The organism is Seminibacterium arietis, assembly GCF_042675725.1.
Classification (GTDB): Bacteria; Pseudomonadota; Gammaproteobacteria; order Enterobacterales; family Pasteurellaceae; genus Seminibacterium; species Seminibacterium arietis.
This window is the reverse complement of record NZ_JBHTJN010000009.1, coordinates 188,802-203,181: the sequence shown is the minus strand read 5'-3', so window position 1 is coordinate 203,181 and position 14,380 is coordinate 188,802. Positions and strand designations below refer to the sequence as shown.

Genomic DNA, 14,380 nt, shown 5'->3' with positions numbered 1-14,380 from the left:
ATATCAACTAAAAAATTCTTGCAAGAAGACATTAAAAAAATGTTAAATTTAAAGAGAAAAAATACGATAAAAAAAATGAAATTGCAAAAAGCATCTTTAAATTTTGCACAGACGCAGGTAATTTTATTTAATAAACCTTTTGATGTGTTAACTCAATTTACAGATGAAAATAACCGCACTACGTTGAAAGATTTTATTTCGTTGCCTAATATTTACTCAGCTGGTCGTTTGGATCGAGATAGCGAAGGTTTATTATTGTTGACTAACAATGGAAAAATTCAGCACATGCTTTCAAATCCGAAGTATAAAACAGTAAAAACTTATTTAGTACAAGTAGAAGGTACGCCATCAGAGGAAAAATTAGATTTATTGCGAAAAGGCGTTGAGTTAAACGACGGTCTAACAAAACCCGCTAAAGTGCGGTTAATTTCTGAACCTAAAAATTTATGGCAACGTAACCCACCTATTCGTGAACGTAAAACGGTACCTACTAGTTGGTTGGAAATTTCGATTAATGAAGGTCGTAATCGTCAAGTTCGCAGAATGACAGCACACATTGGTTATCCTACGTTGCGTCTAGTACGTTGGAAAATTGGTAATTTTACAGTGCAAAATCTCCCCGTTGGTAGTTATCGAGAACTAAATAGAAATGAATTATTGTTGCTTTACAAGCAGCTGGGATTAGAAGTGCGGTATTAATTTTAAATCAAAAAAAGACCGCACTTTTTAGATCAGTGTTTCGTTTTTTCTTTTTGTACAGCGTAATCAGCCCCTTTAGCTAACATTCTTAATTGTAAAATAACTCGCTCTTTCAACTGGTTGCGTTCTTCTTTATTCATATCAAGAGCGTTCCCACCTGCGGTAAATACAATAGTCACTACTCCTTCTGCTTGAGTATAAGCAATATGTTGAGGATAATTGTGGCGATAAGCAATATATTCCGCAAGTTCATCAATAAAATGCTTAACTTCTCTTGCGGCTGCGGTACGGAAAGTTTGAGATGTACCCGAGCCTTCTCTTAATAGCAAGCGGAAAACATTTGAATTATTACTAATAAATTCAAAAAATGTTTCTACAGAAATCACAATGACACTGCCACCATTTTCTGTTCGTTTGCGAGCTTGTCGCATCAATTGACGTAAAATTAATCCTGCTTCATCTACCATTTCTAAACCGAGTTCGTCCATGTCTCGGAAATGACGGTAAAATGACGTCGGTGCTATGCCAGCTTCTCTTGCTACTTCTCTTAGACTTAAATTAGAAAAGCTTTTTTCCGCACTTAGTTGGTTAAATGCAGCTTGAACCAATGCTCTGCGAGTATTTTCCTTTTGAATTGCTCGAATGCCTGCCATATTTAATCTCAAAATTAACTAAGAATAGATTTAATTGCTTGACTTATTGCAGTTGCAACTCTTTCATATCGATTTCTAAGGGGTGAACCAGGTCGATAGATGAGTACAATTGTACGAGATGGTTCTGGATTAAAACAAAGAATATATTTTACTCCTGTTCTAGCTCCCTCGTTTAATACAGCAAGTTCAGGCATTAATGTCATGCCCGCATTAGCTGCCACCATATTTCGTAAAGTTTCTAAGCTAGTAGCCTGAAAATGTTGATTTTCTTTTGCTCCAGCTGTGAAACAGTATCCTAAAGTTTGCCCTCTTAAACAGTGACCGTCATCAAGCATTAACATCTCACAACCTTTTAAAGTGTCCATTTTTATCGATTCTTTGCCTGCCCAAGGATGATTTTCTGACACGGCTAGCATCATTTTTTCATTAAATAATGGAACTTCAATAAAAGCTTCCGTTTCTGCTACTGATGCTAAGATCGCACAATCTAATTGCCCTGTTTCAAGTTGATCAACTAATTGACGCGTTTGTGCTTCATATAAGAATAGCTCTAAATCAGGAAATTCTTGTTTTAGCGTTGGTACAACATAAGGTAATAAATAAGGTCCTATTGTTGGAATGACACCAACATGTAGCGGTCCAGTCATTTCTTTCCCTTGATTACTCGCCATTTCTTTAAGTAGTTTTACTTCTCTTAATACTGTTTTAGCTTGATCAACTAATAACAGTCCAGATTGAGTGAATAATACTTTGCGGCTTGTTCTTTCTAGTAAGATGATGCCTAATTCATCTTCTAACTTACGAATTTGACCGCTTAAAGTTGGTTGGCTAACATGGCAAGCATCAGCAGCTCTGCGAAAATGTTTATGCTCAGCGAGTGCGACTAAATATTCTAAATCACGGATATTCATGTTTTCCTCTTACTATAAAAACTATAGAATAAATCAATTAAAAATATAGACATTAATTGTTTGTGACTATATCATAATTGGGACTAAAATATAAAGATTGCAAACTTAAATTTACTAATAAACATAGGAGGATATTATGGCAACGATGGAAGGGAAAAAAATTCCGACAGTCACATTCCATACTCGTCAAAATGACCAATGGGTTGATATTACTACAGCAGAATTGTTTGATAATAAAACAGTTGTAGTTTTTTCATTACCAGGAGCGTTTACCCCAACCTGCTCATCAACTCACTTACCTCGTTATAATGAACTTGCTTGTGAATTCAAAAAATTAGGCGTTGACGATATTATTTGTGTGTCTGTCAATGATGCTTTCGTTATGAATGCATGGAAAGCAGATCAGGAAGCTGAAAATATTATTGTTATTCCAGATGGTAATGGTGATTTTACTGCGGGCATGGGGATGCTAGTAGGTAAAGAAGATATTGGGTTTGGTAAACGTTCATGGCGTTACTCTATGTTAGTAAGAAATGGTGTAATTGAAAAAATGTTTGTTGAACCAAATGAACCAGGCGATCCTTTTAAAGTTTCTGATGCAGATACTATGCTTAAATATTTGAAACCGAATTGGACACCAAAACCTTCAGTTTCAATTTTTACTAAACCAGGTTGCCCATACTGTGCAAAAGCAAAAGCTCTACTGAAACTAGAGGGATACTCCTTTGAGGAAATTGTATTGGGACGTGATGCAAGTACTATTTCAATTCGAGCTATTACTGGTAAAACCAGTGTTCCACAAGTATTTATTGGAGGTGAATACATTGGTGGCAGTGATGACTTAGAAAAATATTTGTCCGAATAAATATTCGTATTGATTTAAGGGAGAATTATTTTCTCCCTTAGTTTTTTTTAGCTTAGCATGTTATTAAATTTAGTAATGAGGCGGCGGTGTTTCTTCAGCTTGACTAGCGATCATTGAAGTTGGAGTTTCCTTTAATTTATCTGCTAAATAACGTAATTGACGTTGCATTTTATTTAGAAGAAATTGTTGATCAATTAACGCTTGGTTCAGTTCTTCTACTAGTTTTTCCTGAAATATAGCTTTCATTTCCAATTCTGCGAGTCGTTTTTCTAAATTTTGTTGAATTTGCATATATAATCCTTAAAAAAGGTTGTGAATTTCTTCAATACAATTTAACCTATCTGATGAATTTAACGCTTATTATAAAGGATTAATTATGCTAAAAATAAAAAAATTATCGTTTCTTAGTTTAGTGGTAAGTGCGGTTGTTTCTGCTCATGTTTTTGCAAATCAACTAGAGACTAAGTTCAATGCCGACTCTTCCTATGTGATAGGATACGCTACAGGTCAGCAATTTTTGAAAAAAATGATTGATGATCAAAAGGATATTATTCATTATGATAATGCTCGTATCTTAGAAGGTGTAAAAGATGCATTAGAAGGTAAAGTAGTATTAACTGATGTGGATATTCAAAAACATTTGCAAGCCATAGGTGATAAATTAGATGAGGCTAGACAAATTAAAGTTAAAGCTGAAAATGAAAAATTCACAACAGAATTTATGAAAAAAGAAGGTGCTAAGAAAACTAAATCAGGATTGATGTATCGAATTGCGAAATTAGGTAAAGGTGATTTGATCAAACCAAGTGATATGGTGAAAGTCCACTATACAGGAAAATTAGCAGATGGCACTGTATTTGATAGTTCAACAGAGCGTGGAACACCCGCAGAGTTTAAATTAGATCAAGTAATTAAAGGTTGGACGGAAGGTCTTCAATTGCTTAAAAAGGGTGGTGAAATAGAGTTAGCTATCCCATCTGAATTAGCTTATGGTGAGCAAGGTGCTGGTCCAATTCCACCAAACGCAATGTTATATTTCCACATCGAAGTATTAGATGTTACAGCTGAGAAAAATTAAAAATAATAGTAGAAAAGAACCGCACTTTTGGCGTTTCATATGAAGTGCGGTAGATTTTAAATGTCATGTGAGAGTGAAATCATGCTAAGCGATAGAAGACCTTTTAGTGATGAAGATCGGGCTATCCTCAATTCCTATATTGCGGTTGTAGAAGGCGTCAGTGCGTTAATTGGCGAACACTGTGAAATTGTACTACATTCATTAGAAGACTTAAAACATTCGGCTATTTGTATTGCAAATGGACACAATACTAATCGGAAAGTAGGATCACCTATTACAGATTTTGCATTGAAATCCTTACATCGTATGCAGACTGAAAGTGTGTCTAAGCCTTATTTTACAAGAGCTAAAAGTAATGGATTAATGAAGTCTGTCACTATTGCAATTCGTAATAAAACCAATCGTATTATTGGATTACTTTGTATTAACATTAATTTAGATGTACCTGTATCACGTTTTTTGCAAGCATTAATGCCAACAACAGGTGAACAAAATGATGAACCTATAGTTAATTTCGCAAGTTCAGTAGAAGACTTAGTTTCTCAAACAGTTGAACAAACGATAGAAGAAGTTACAGCAGATCGCTTAGTTTCTAATCATAATAAAAATCGTCAAATTGTTATTTCTTTGTATGAAAAAGGTATTTTTGATATTAAAGATGCGATAAATTCTGTGGCAGAGCGGTTGGATATTTCTCGTCATACAGTTTATTTATACATTCGCCAAATTAAGCAAGAACAATTAGAGGATAAATAATGCGTTACGTGATAGCAGTGAATCATCCTGTTTATGGTTCACAGGGTGCGTTTTTAGCGTATCAGTTTGCACAAGCCTTAATTAAGCAACATCATCATATTGTTCAAGTTTTCTTTTTTCAAGCTGGCGTAACAAATGGTAATGCTTATATTAATCCTGCAAATGATGAGTTTGATCTACAAAAAGCATGGTTGAATTTTAGTCGTCAATATAATATTCCATTACATTTGTGTATTTCAGCGGCACAACGACGTGGAGTAGTAGATAATCAAACGGCACGTTTATTGCAGCATAATAATTTAGCCGAAGGATTTGTATTGGCAGGATTGGGGGAATTTACTAAAGCAGTGTTAGAAGCTGATAGGTTAATAACATTATGATTAAATTTGCATTTGTTTTTCGTCGCCCTCCTAATGGAAGTGCGATAAGTCGAGAAGGAATGGATGCTTTGTTAGCGGCAACGGCATTTTGTAATGAAAATGAACTCGCAGTCTTTTTTATAGATGATGGAGTGCTAAATTTACTGTCAGATCAAAAACCTGAACTTATTTTGCAGAAAAATTTTAGTAATATGTTTAAGTTATTGGATTTGTGTGATATTGAACAACGCTATATTTGTGAACAGTCTTTGCAACAATTTGAGCTAAGTGAACAAGATTTGATTATTTCTTGTCATCAAATAAACCGCACTTTACTAGTAGATAAATTGCAAAAAGCTAAAAAAATTATTACGTTTTAATAGGAGCAATTATGCTTTATTGCTTTTCTCAAAGTGATTACCCTCTTTCCACACTAGAGAATTATTTTTCATTCTTATTTGAACAAGACTGCGTTGTATTATGGCAAGATGGAGTATTATTAGCACTGAAATACCCTCAATTATTTACTCAAGTAAAATGTAATTGCTATGTTTTAGAGCAGGATATTGCTGCTCGTCATCTACAAAAATTAATAAAGCAGTTTTGCCCACAAGTGCAATCTATTTCTATGGCTAAATTTGTTAAACTAACAGAACAATACTACCCTCAACTTGCATTATAATTTTATCTTAATTTGAACAATATAAAGTATTTCATGCTGTAGTATTAGTAAAACATTTTATAATTCTTTTCCTACTTAATTTATTGATATAATCTTTTTAATTTAGTTATTAGATGTTTTTAAGGATAAAGAATGCAATTTTCAAAAATGCACGGTTTAGGAAATGATTTTGTGGTAGTTGACGCAATAACGCAAAATGTTTATTTTCCTACAGAAGTTATTAAGAAACTATCAGATCGCCATTATGGTATTGGTTTTGACCAACTTCTTGTAGTTGAGCCTCCTTATGATCCTGAATTGGATTTTCATTATCGAATTTTCAATGCTGACGGTAGTGAGGTAGCACAATGTGGTAATGGTGCAAGATGTTTTGCTCGTTTTGTTACATTAAAAGGATTAACTAATAAGAAAAATATTGCAGTAAGTACTGCAAAAGGGAAAATGATTTTAACTGTGCAAGATGATAGTATGGTTCGTGTCAACATGGGAGAACCAATTTGGGAGCCTGCAAAAATTCCTTTTTCTGCTAATAAATTTGAAAAAAATTATATTTTACGTACACCAATACAAACTGTACTTTGTGGAGCGGTATCAATGGGAAATCCTCATTGTGTAGTGCAAGTAGATGATACGAATACAGCGAATGTGGCAGAATTAGGTCCACTTTTAGAGCAACATGAGCGTTTTCCAGATAAAGTCAATGTAGGATTTATGCAAGTACTTAATCGTGGACATATTAAATTGCGAGTGTATGAGCGAGGGGTAGGTGAAACGAAAGCCTGTGGTAGCGGTGCTTGTGCAGCTGTAGCTGTTGGTATTATGCAGAATATGTTGGATTCTAAAGTGCAGGTGGATTTATCAGGTGGTAGCCTGTGGATTGAATGGCAGGGTATAGGACATCCATTGTTTATGACAGGTGAAGCAACTCATGTTTATGATGGTGTAATCAAATTATAAATTTTACTAAAACTTACCGCACTTTTAGGAGTGTTTATGCAATCATGGTTACAAAAGTATTGGGATTATTTAAAAATTGAGCGACAGGTCAGCCCATATACATTGCTTAATTATCAGCACCAATTGGATAAGATTTGTTTGATTTTTCAGCGAAATGGCATTTCTAATTGGCAGGGAATAACACCAAGTACAGTACGTTTTTTATTAGCAGAAAGTAGTAAAGAGGGGCTGCACGAGAAAAGTTTAGCATTGCGACTATCTGCACTGAGACGATTCTTGAGCTATTTAGTTCAGCAAGGTGAGCTAAAAGTGAATCCTGCGGTAGGAATTTCTCCTCCTAAACAACAAAAACGTTTACCTAAAAATATGGACATTGAACAGGTGCAATTATTGCTTGCTAACGATAGCAAAGAACCTATTGATTTACGAGACAAAGCAATAATGGAATTGTTTTATAGTTCGGGCTTGCGATTATCAGAACTACAAGGGCTAAATATTAACAGCTTAAATTTTCGTAGTCGTGAGCTAAGGGTTTTAGGTAAAGGAAATAAAGAACGAGTTGTACCTTTTGGACGATATGCATCACAGGCTATTCAGCAATGGTTGAAAGTTCGTTTGTTATTTAATCCAAAAGATGAAGCTTTGTTTGTGAGTCAGCTAGGTAATCGAATGGCTGCTCGTAGTATTCAAAAACGCTTAGAAGTATGGGGTGTTCGACAAGGACTAAACTCTCATCTTAATCCACATAAATTACGGCACTCCTTTGCTACACATATGTTAGAAAATAGCTCCGATCTTAGAGCGGTACAAGAGTTATTAGGGCATAGTAACCTTTCAACTACTCAAATATACACTCATTTAGACTTTCAACATCTAGCTAAAGTTTATGATTTAGCACATCCGAGGGCAAAACGGAAAAAATAGATTATACCGAAAAATAATCCTTTGCTATTTTTACATCTTGTTCAATTTGCTTTTTCAAATGATCGAAAGAAGGAAATTTTATCTCATCACGAATTTTCTGACAAAATTCAATTTGTAATGTTTGACCGTATAGATCTTCATTAAAATCAAATAAATGGACTTCGAGTAGTTGTTTTATACCATTGAGCGTTGGACGTTTACCTATATTAGCTACACCATTAAAGAAAGTATTATCTTCCAATTTGACTTTTACTATGTACACGCCTCTAATTGGATTAACTTGTCTTTGTAAGCGAATATTTGCTGTAGGAAAGCCAATAGTTCGCCCTAATTTATTTCCATGTATGACTTTACCATGAATACAGTAAGGTTTACCAAGTAATTGTTTTGCTAGGATAAGATTATCTTCAGCCAACGCTTTACGAATAGCAGTACTACTTATACGTTGTTCATTTAATTGAAAACTATGATTGTTCTCCACTTGAAAGCCAAATTGGGTCGCTTTGCGTTGTAGTAAAGCAAAATCACCGCAACGGTTTGCACCAAAACGAAAATCATCACCAATACTTAAAAACTTAACTTTTAGTTTTTGTACTAACCAATCATCAACAAATTGTTCTGCAGATTGTTTAGCAAAAGTGCGGTTAAATTTTACGCAAAATACATAGTCAATCTCATGTTGAGCGAGTGCATTTAATTTATCACGCAATCTCATTAAACGGGCAGGAGCATTTTCACCCATAAAATATTCGTTTGCTTGGGGTTCAAATAACATAACTAAAGTTGGTAAATTTAGCGAATTAGCTTTTTCACAAAGATGTTTTAACACTGCTTGATGACCTAAATGAACACCGTCAAAATTACCAATAGTTAAAGCACAGCCTCGTTTAATTAAATTTTGTGGTAGATTGTAAATGTTCCGTATAAGTTGCATAAATCCGCCGAAAAGTTACCGCACTTGCTATTTACCAATACAAAAAGAACTAAAAATATTGCTTAATAAATCATCAGACGTAAATTGTCCTGTGATTTCACCAAGATATTTTTGTACTAAACGTAATTCTTCTGCTAGCAACTCACCAGCGCGAAATTCGGTTAATTGTATAAGCCCTAATTGTAGATGGTTAGAGGCTTGTTCAATAGCTTCTAAGTGGCGACGTCGAGCAATAAAACCACCTTCAGTGCTTGTTTGATAACCCATAGCCTGCTTTAAATGTTCACGTAATAAATCTATACCAAACGATGTTTTAGTTGATAATGAAATTACATCATAACCTTGATCTTGCGTGATTTGCTCTATTTCACCGCTCAAATCCGCTTTGTTTCGAATAATAGTAATGGGGATATGCAATGGCAGTTTGGTTATAAATTCTGATTGTGCTTGTTCTAAGTTTTGAGTAGCATCCGTACTGTCTAGCATTAATAATATGCGATCTGCCTGTTTGATTTCTGACCATGCACGATTAATACCAATGCGTTCTACTTCGTCTGTAGCTTCTCGCAAACCTGCAGTATCAATGATATGTAATGGCATTCCATCAATATGAATATGTTCTCTTAGTACATCTCTGGTTGTGCCAGCAATGTCAGTAACAATTGCAGCATCTCGTCCTGCTAATGCATTGAGTAAGCTTGATTTTCCCGCATTTGGACGACCTGAAATAACAACTTTCATACCTTCACGTAAAATAGATCCTTGTCTCGCTTCTTTTTGGACAAAATCTAACTGCGAAATAATATCACGTAACAGGTTTTCGATTTTGCCATCTGCTAAGAAATCAATTTCTTCATCTGGAAAATCAATAGCCGCTTCTACGTAAGTTCGTAAATAAATTACAGAATCAACTAACTTATTGATTTTATTTGAAAACTCTCCTTGAAGTGATCTTAATGCTGAACGAGCAGCTTGCTCTGAACTTGCATCGATAAGATCCGCTATTGCTTCTGCTTGTGCGAGATCCAATTTGTCATTTAAAAATGCTTGTTCAGAGAATTCACCTGGACGGGCGAGGCGGATCCCTTTGATTTGTAGAATTCTTTTTAGTAATAGATCTAAAATAACTTGCCCACCATGCCCTTGCAATTCTAGTACATCTTCACCAGTAAAAGAATGTGGGGATTTAAAAAATAAAGCAATACCCTGATCTAAAACAGAACCATCAATGTCCTTAAAAGGTACATAGTCGGCAATTCGAGGTTTAGGGCATTTTCCGAGCAGTTCTTGTGCCACTGTTTGAGCAAGTGGTCCTGAGACACGTAAAATACCAATCCCCCCTTTACCAATGGGGGTTGCTTGAGCAACAATAGTTTCTTTCATTTTTATGTTCACAGTTAAAAGTGCGGTGTATTTTCAAGTTTTTTACATTATAAAATAAAAGGTATCCTGAGATACCTTTTATCTTTTCAAGTTATTATTTGGAGCGAGAATGTAATCCTTTTTTCTCAAGTCCACGATAAATAAGCTGCTGTTGTGCAATAGTAATTAAGTTTGATACTAACCAATATAACACTAAACCAGCAGGGAAGAATAAGAAAAACACCATGAAAATTAATGGCATAAAATTCATGACTTTTTGTTGCATTGGATCAGCAACAGGTGTTGGAGACATTTTTTGTAACAGATACATAGAAGCCCCCATCAAGATTGGCAAAATAAAATACGGATCTTGAGCAGATAAGTCTTGAATCCAGCCAAAGAATGGAGCATGGCGTAATTCTACCGCTTCCATAAATGTCCAATACAAGGCGATAAAAATTGGCATTTGCAACAGAATTGGCAAGCATCCACCTAATGGATTTACTTTCTCTTCTTTATAAAGTTTCATCATTTCTTGGCTCATACGCTGACGATCTTCACCAAAACGTTCTCTCATTTCTTGCAATTTCGGTTGTAACATACGCATTTTTGCCATAGACGTATATTGTGCTTTAGTAAGTGGGTATAGTATTGCTTTAACAATTAAAGTTACACCAATAATTGCTAGTCCCCAGTTATGCACAAGACTTTGAATGAATGTGAGTAATTTAAACAGTGGTTTAGCAATAAACCATGCCCAACCATAATCGACAGTTAAATCTAAATGATCTGCTACATTAGCCATTTGATTTTGAAGTTTAGGTCCAGTCCATAGTTTGCTGTTAATCGTTGTCACTGTATTAGCTGGAATGCTGACAACACTACTACGATAGCCAATAGAACCAACATTATTATCTTTATCAGTTATTGTATAGAGTAGATTATTTGTATTTTGATCTGGAATCCAAGCAGAAACAAAGTAATGCTGTAAAATTGCTACCCAGCCTGTTTTTGTTTTGATGGATAAATCTGCTTTTGTCATATCTTCAAAACTATATTTTTTGTAATTAGTGTCAGAAGATGAGTAAGCTCCCCCTGTATAAGTTGGCATAGCCATGCTGCCTGAGTTTTCGACCAAAGTATGCTTTAATTGTGCATATGGTTCCACTTCGATTGTGCGAGCCGTTTGATTATTAATTTCAAAATTTACTGCAACATCATAAGCACCACGCTTTAACACAAAAATCTTGCGATAAATTACACCATCTTTTTCAAAAGTTAAAGGCACAACTAATTGGTCTTGCCCTTCGGCTAATTTGAAATAGTCATTTTCGACATGGTAGTCTGCACGCCCAGATTTACTGTCGATACCGTCTTTCCCAATTAAACCGCTTTGAGCAATATAAATATGATCTGAAGTATTTTGTAGCAATGCAAACGGAGTGTCAGAATGAAGTTCTGAATCATATTGAAGGAGTTCTGAGCTAATAATATCTCCACCCAACGTATTTATTTTTAATCTAAATACATCATTTTCTAATGTAATAACTTTACTTGTTGATAAAGTATCATTAGTAATGGTTGGTAATGACGATGTAGAATTGGCTGGAACATCGGAAATTTGAGTTTGTTCAGCTACAACAGGTTTTGGCGAATGATAATCCACTTGCCATTGCTGGTAAACTAGAAAAGAAATAAAGAGTAGTGCTAGCACTAATAGGCTACGTCTTGAGTCCATTATTTGTTCTCTTTCTTGTTAGTAATCTTTGGTGGAACAGGATCGTATCCACCTTTGTTTAAAGGATGACATTTTAATACACGTTTAGCCGTAAGCCAACAACCTTTTAATGCTCCATAATTTTTTAAAGCTTCAATACCGTAAGCAGAGCAAGTTGGAGTGAAACGGCATCTCGGTCCAATCAATGGGCTGATTGCTATCTGATAAAAGCGAATCAAGACAATGAGGATTTTCGAGCCAAACGAATATGACGTTGCCATAATTTATCCAAATATTGAAATAAAGTGCGGTTATCTAATGCATTAACTCCTTTTTTTGCCACAATGATAAAATCATACGCAGGTAGTTGATGTTGCGACAACCGAAAACTTTCACGACAAATACGCTTTATCCTATTACGGTCACAGGCACGCTTTAAATGCTTTTTTGCCACAGTTAAACCCAAACGGCAATGAGATTGATAATTTGGACGGGCAAGAATAGTTATCTCTGGCGTACTCGCTCGTAGCGGATCTTGGAATACGTATTTGAATTGGCTGGGAGTTAACAATCGTAACTCCCTAGAAAAGTTCAGCATAATTACACTGTTAGCACTAAATTATGCAGATAAACTTTTACGACCTTTAGCACGACGACGGGCAAGTACCTGACGACCATTTTTAGTTGCCATACGAGCACGGAAACCATGAGTACGGCTACGTTTTAATACAGAAGGTTGAAATGTGCGTTTCATAATTCTTATTTACCTAAATTAAAAATATGTTTATCACTATTTTGGATAACAACCAAAATACGGACATTTGAAACAAAAGTTACAAAATTAAGGGATGAGATTTTAATCGTAAATTTACGGTTCGTCAAATCAGAATCCCTAAAATTTGACAATAACTGTTCATTTTTTGATGAAATCATAAATGCGAGGGCATTATACGTTTTTTAAAAAAAATCTCAAGTTTGCTGTAGGCTTTTTCTATTTTTGATCTTTTTCTAAAGATCTTTAAGCAGGTTTATAGTAAAATAGGATCTTATTTTTCTTCGCTCGTTTTATTTTAGCGGAAATAACCCAATATTTTGATTTATAGTGATAACAAAACCAATGAAAACACATTTATCTTCTCTTTGGCAAGATTGCCTTTCACAGCTACAAGATCAAATATCTTCGACACATTTTACTACGTGGTTACGTCCATTGCAGGCAGATGTTGCTGACGAAAATATGTTAGTGCTGTATGCTTCAAATAGGTTTGTCAAAGATTGGGTTGAAAGTCATTATTTGGTTCAAATTACTAAACTGGCTCAGCAACTCACTCAAAATGCAGATTTTGTTGTTAAAATACTAGAGGGAATAAAACCAGAAAAAAAAGCTCCTGTTTCAATTCAAGTGGAATCCGTAGCTACTGACATTGTTATTATGCCAGAAGTCCAATCACCCCATGCATCAAATTTAAATTCTAAGCATATTTTTGATAATTTTGTAGAAGGAAAATCTAACCGATTAGCACGAGCAGCTGCGGAAAAAGTAGCAAAAAGTCCAGGCGAGCAGAGTTCTAATCCATTGTTTCTTTATGGCGGTACAGGGTTGGGGAAAACCCATTTATTACATGCTGTAGGTAACAGTATTTTAAGCCAAAAAGCAAATGCTCGTGTTGTTTATATTCATGCAGAACGTTTTATGCAGGAATATGTAAAAGCACTAAAATCTGATCGGATGGAAAATTTTAAAAAACTCTACCGCACTTTAGATGCTTTGTTGATTGATGATATTCAGTTCTTTGCAGGAAAAGATGGTACTCAGGAAGAGTTTTTTCATATTTTTAATTCCCTTTTTGAAAGTGGACGACAAATTATTTTAACTTCAGATCGTTACCCAAAAGAAATTGAAAAGATTGAGGATCGTTTGAAATCTCGTTTTGGTTGGGGGTTAAGTATTGGTATTGAACCACCAGATTTGGAAACTAGAGTCGCAATTTTATTAAAAAAAGCAGAAGAGAAGAATATGTTGTTACCAGAAGAAGTTGCTTTTTTTATAGGACAAAAATTACGAACAAATGTGCGTGAGTTAGAAGGAGCATTAAATCGAGTGCATGCTTACGCTGAATTTACTGGTAAAGCTATTACTATAGATTTTGTACGTGATGCTTTGAAGGATATGTTAGCATTACAAGATAAATTAGTGACAGTAGAGAACATACAAAGAGTTGTCGCAGAATATTATCGTATTAAAGTTGCAGATTTAAAATCTAAAAGCAGAGCTCGTTCTGTTGCACGTCCTCGCCAATTAGCAATGGCATTGGCAAAAGAATTAACAAACCGCAGTTTACCTGAGATTGGTCGAGGCTTTGGAGATAGAGACCATACAACAGTTCTTCATGCTTGCAAAACTATTGCAAAATTACGTGAAGAAGATAACAATATTCAAGAAGATTGGTCAAATTTGATTCGCACATTATCAGCATAAGAGG

General features: G+C 34.9%; 19 protein-coding genes. 10 read left to right on the top strand and 9 right to left on the bottom strand.

Annotation, left to right across the window (positions count from 1 at the left end; all coding sequences use genetic code 11):
* Positions 1–75: 75 nt before the first annotated feature.
* Positions 76–699 (top strand): pseudouridine synthase, encoded by a 624-nt coding sequence (locus ACFQ02_RS04895; protein ID WP_380820034.1) that lies wholly within the window; start codon positions 76–78, stop codon positions 697–699.
* 32 nt (positions 700–731) lie between these two features.
* On the opposite strand, the gene fabR is transcribed toward ACFQ02_RS04895, so the two are convergent.
* On the bottom strand, positions 732–1,352 hold the full coding sequence (gene fabR / locus ACFQ02_RS04890) for an HTH-type transcriptional repressor FabR (protein ID WP_380820032.1): 621 nt from the start codon (positions 1,350–1,352) through the stop codon (positions 732–734).
* 14 nt (positions 1,353–1,366) lie between these two features.
* Complete coding sequence (gene oxyR / locus ACFQ02_RS04885; protein WP_380820031.1) at positions 1,367–2,263, bottom strand: DNA-binding transcriptional regulator OxyR; 897 nt, start codon at positions 2,261–2,263, stop codon at positions 1,367–1,369.
* Between the two features lie 136 nt (positions 2,264–2,399).
* Here oxyR and ACFQ02_RS04880 point away from each other — a divergent pair, with 136 nt between their 5' ends.
* On the top strand, positions 2,400–3,128 hold the full coding sequence (locus tag ACFQ02_RS04880; protein ID WP_380820028.1) for a glutathione peroxidase: 729 nt from the start codon (positions 2,400–2,402) through the stop codon (positions 3,126–3,128).
* Between the two features lie 69 nt (positions 3,129–3,197).
* Here the strand turns inward: ACFQ02_RS04880 and ACFQ02_RS04875 are convergent, their stop codons facing one another.
* Entirely contained in the window at positions 3,198–3,419 is a 222-nt protein-coding gene (locus ACFQ02_RS04875; protein WP_380820026.1) for a SlyX family protein, read from the bottom strand.
* Positions 3,420–3,504: 85 nt separating this feature from the next.
* Here ACFQ02_RS04875 and ACFQ02_RS04870 point away from each other — a divergent pair, with 85 nt between their 5' ends.
* The 7 genes from ACFQ02_RS04870 to xerC all read left to right on the top strand — a co-directional run bounded on the left by ACFQ02_RS04870 (position 3,505) and on the right by xerC (position 7,884).
* Complete coding sequence (locus ACFQ02_RS04870; RefSeq protein WP_380820024.1) at positions 3,505–4,206, top strand: FKBP-type peptidyl-prolyl cis-trans isomerase; 702 nt, start codon at positions 3,505–3,507, stop codon at positions 4,204–4,206.
* Between the two features lie 81 nt (positions 4,207–4,287).
* On the top strand, positions 4,288–4,962 hold the full coding sequence (locus ACFQ02_RS04865; RefSeq protein ID WP_380820180.1) for a helix-turn-helix transcriptional regulator: 675 nt from the start codon (positions 4,288–4,290) through the stop codon (positions 4,960–4,962).
* Positions 4,962–5,342, top strand: coding sequence for a sulfurtransferase complex subunit TusD (gene tusD, locus ACFQ02_RS04860; protein ID WP_380820022.1), 381 nt, complete (start codon positions 4,962–4,964; stop codon positions 5,340–5,342). Before ACFQ02_RS04865 ends, tusD begins: the two co-directional genes overlap by 1 nt.
* Positions 5,342–5,701: a sulfurtransferase complex subunit TusC gene (gene tusC, locus ACFQ02_RS04855; RefSeq protein ID WP_380820178.1), complete on the top strand. Its 360-nt coding sequence runs from the start codon at positions 5,342–5,344 to the stop codon at positions 5,699–5,701. Before tusD ends, tusC begins: the two co-directional genes overlap by 1 nt.
* Positions 5,702–5,712: 11 nt before the next feature.
* A complete protein-coding gene (gene tusB / locus ACFQ02_RS04850) occupies positions 5,713–6,003 on the top strand; it encodes a sulfurtransferase complex subunit TusB (RefSeq protein ID WP_380820020.1) in 291 nt (96 codons plus the stop codon).
* 132 nt (positions 6,004–6,135) lie between these two features.
* Entirely contained in the window at positions 6,136–6,960 is an 825-nt protein-coding gene (gene dapF / locus ACFQ02_RS04845; RefSeq protein WP_380820018.1) for a diaminopimelate epimerase, read from the top strand.
* Between the two features lie 36 nt (positions 6,961–6,996).
* Entirely contained in the window at positions 6,997–7,884 is an 888-nt protein-coding gene (gene xerC / locus ACFQ02_RS04840) for a tyrosine recombinase XerC (protein ID WP_380820016.1), read from the top strand.
* A gap of 1 nt (position 7,885) precedes the next feature.
* Here the strand turns inward: xerC and ribF are convergent, their stop codons facing one another.
* The 6 genes from ribF to rpmH form a co-directional block, all read right to left on the bottom strand.
* On the bottom strand, positions 7,886–8,818 hold the full coding sequence (gene ribF, locus ACFQ02_RS04835) for a bifunctional riboflavin kinase/FAD synthetase (RefSeq protein WP_380820013.1): 933 nt from the start codon (positions 8,816–8,818) through the stop codon (positions 7,886–7,888).
* A 27-nt stretch (positions 8,819–8,845) separates the two neighbouring features.
* On the bottom strand, positions 8,846–10,201 hold the full coding sequence (mnmE, locus tag ACFQ02_RS04830; protein ID WP_380820010.1) for a tRNA uridine-5-carboxymethylaminomethyl(34) synthesis GTPase MnmE: 1,356 nt from the start codon (positions 10,199–10,201) through the stop codon (positions 8,846–8,848).
* A gap of 94 nt (positions 10,202–10,295) precedes the next feature.
* Positions 10,296–11,918, bottom strand: a complete 1,623-nt coding sequence (gene yidC, locus ACFQ02_RS04825) for a membrane protein insertase YidC (protein ID WP_380820008.1) — start codon at positions 11,916–11,918, stop codon at positions 10,296–10,298.
* Positions 11,918–12,178, bottom strand: coding sequence for a membrane protein insertion efficiency factor YidD (gene yidD / locus ACFQ02_RS04820; protein ID WP_380820006.1), 261 nt, complete (start codon positions 12,176–12,178; stop codon positions 11,918–11,920). The genes yidC and yidD overlap by 1 nt, the downstream gene beginning before the upstream one ends.
* Positions 12,133–12,495 (bottom strand): ribonuclease P protein component, encoded by a 363-nt coding sequence (gene rnpA / locus ACFQ02_RS04815; protein ID WP_380820004.1) that lies wholly within the window; start codon positions 12,493–12,495, stop codon positions 12,133–12,135. Before rnpA ends, yidD begins: the two co-directional genes overlap by 46 nt.
* Positions 12,496–12,516: 21 nt before the next feature.
* A complete protein-coding gene (rpmH, locus tag ACFQ02_RS04810; protein WP_005539760.1) occupies positions 12,517–12,651 on the bottom strand; it encodes a 50S ribosomal protein L34 in 135 nt (44 codons plus the stop codon).
* Positions 12,652–13,014: 363 nt separating this feature from the next.
* Between rpmH and dnaA the strand changes: the two genes are divergently transcribed.
* A complete protein-coding gene (gene dnaA / locus ACFQ02_RS04805; protein ID WP_380820001.1) occupies positions 13,015–14,376 on the top strand; it encodes a chromosomal replication initiator protein DnaA in 1,362 nt (453 codons plus the stop codon).
* Positions 14,377–14,380: the final 4 nt, after the last annotated feature.

Excerpts from the sequence above, each read along its gene's own strand:
- fabR (WP_380820032.1), bottom strand. The coding sequence starts at position 1,352 with ATGGCAGGCATTCGAGCAATTCAAAAGGAAAATACTCGCAGAGCATTG.
- yidD (WP_380820006.1), bottom strand. The coding sequence starts at position 12,178 with ATGGCAACGTCATATTCGTTTGGCTCGAAAATCCTCATTGTCTTGATT.
- xerC (WP_380820016.1), top strand. The coding sequence starts at position 6,997 with ATGCAATCATGGTTACAAAAGTATTGGGATTATTTAAAAATTGAGCGA.
- ACFQ02_RS04870 (WP_380820024.1), top strand. The coding sequence starts at position 3,505 with ATGCTAAAAATAAAAAAATTATCGTTTCTTAGTTTAGTGGTAAGTGCG.
- oxyR (WP_380820031.1), bottom strand. The coding sequence starts at position 2,263 with ATGAATATCCGTGATTTAGAATATTTAGTCGCACTCGCTGAGCATAAA.
- dnaA (WP_380820001.1), top strand. The coding sequence starts at position 13,015 with ATGAAAACACATTTATCTTCTCTTTGGCAAGATTGCCTTTCACAGCTA.
- rpmH (WP_005539760.1), bottom strand. The coding sequence starts at position 12,651 with ATGAAACGCACATTTCAACCTTCTGTATTAAAACGTAGCCGTACTCAT.
- ACFQ02_RS04880 (WP_380820028.1), top strand. The coding sequence starts at position 2,400 with ATGGCAACGATGGAAGGGAAAAAAATTCCGACAGTCACATTCCATACT.
- ACFQ02_RS04895 (WP_380820034.1), top strand. The coding sequence starts at position 76 with ATGAAATTGCAAAAAGCATCTTTAAATTTTGCACAGACGCAGGTAATT.
- yidC (WP_380820008.1), bottom strand. The coding sequence starts at position 11,918 with ATGGACTCAAGACGTAGCCTATTAGTGCTAGCACTACTCTTTATTTCT.
- ACFQ02_RS04875 (WP_380820026.1), bottom strand. The coding sequence starts at position 3,419 with ATGCAAATTCAACAAAATTTAGAAAAACGACTCGCAGAATTGGAAATG.
- tusD (WP_380820022.1), top strand. The coding sequence starts at position 4,962 with ATGCGTTACGTGATAGCAGTGAATCATCCTGTTTATGGTTCACAGGGT.
- ACFQ02_RS04865 (WP_380820180.1), top strand. The coding sequence starts at position 4,288 with ATGCTAAGCGATAGAAGACCTTTTAGTGATGAAGATCGGGCTATCCTC.
- rnpA (WP_380820004.1), bottom strand. The coding sequence starts at position 12,495 with ATGCTGAACTTTTCTAGGGAGTTACGATTGTTAACTCCCAGCCAATTC.
- dapF (WP_380820018.1), top strand. The coding sequence starts at position 6,136 with ATGCAATTTTCAAAAATGCACGGTTTAGGAAATGATTTTGTGGTAGTT.
- mnmE (WP_380820010.1), bottom strand. The coding sequence starts at position 10,201 with ATGAAAGAAACTATTGTTGCTCAAGCAACCCCCATTGGTAAAGGGGGG.
- ribF (WP_380820013.1), bottom strand. The coding sequence starts at position 8,818 with ATGCAACTTATACGGAACATTTACAATCTACCACAAAATTTAATTAAA.
- tusB (WP_380820020.1), top strand. The coding sequence starts at position 5,713 with ATGCTTTATTGCTTTTCTCAAAGTGATTACCCTCTTTCCACACTAGAG.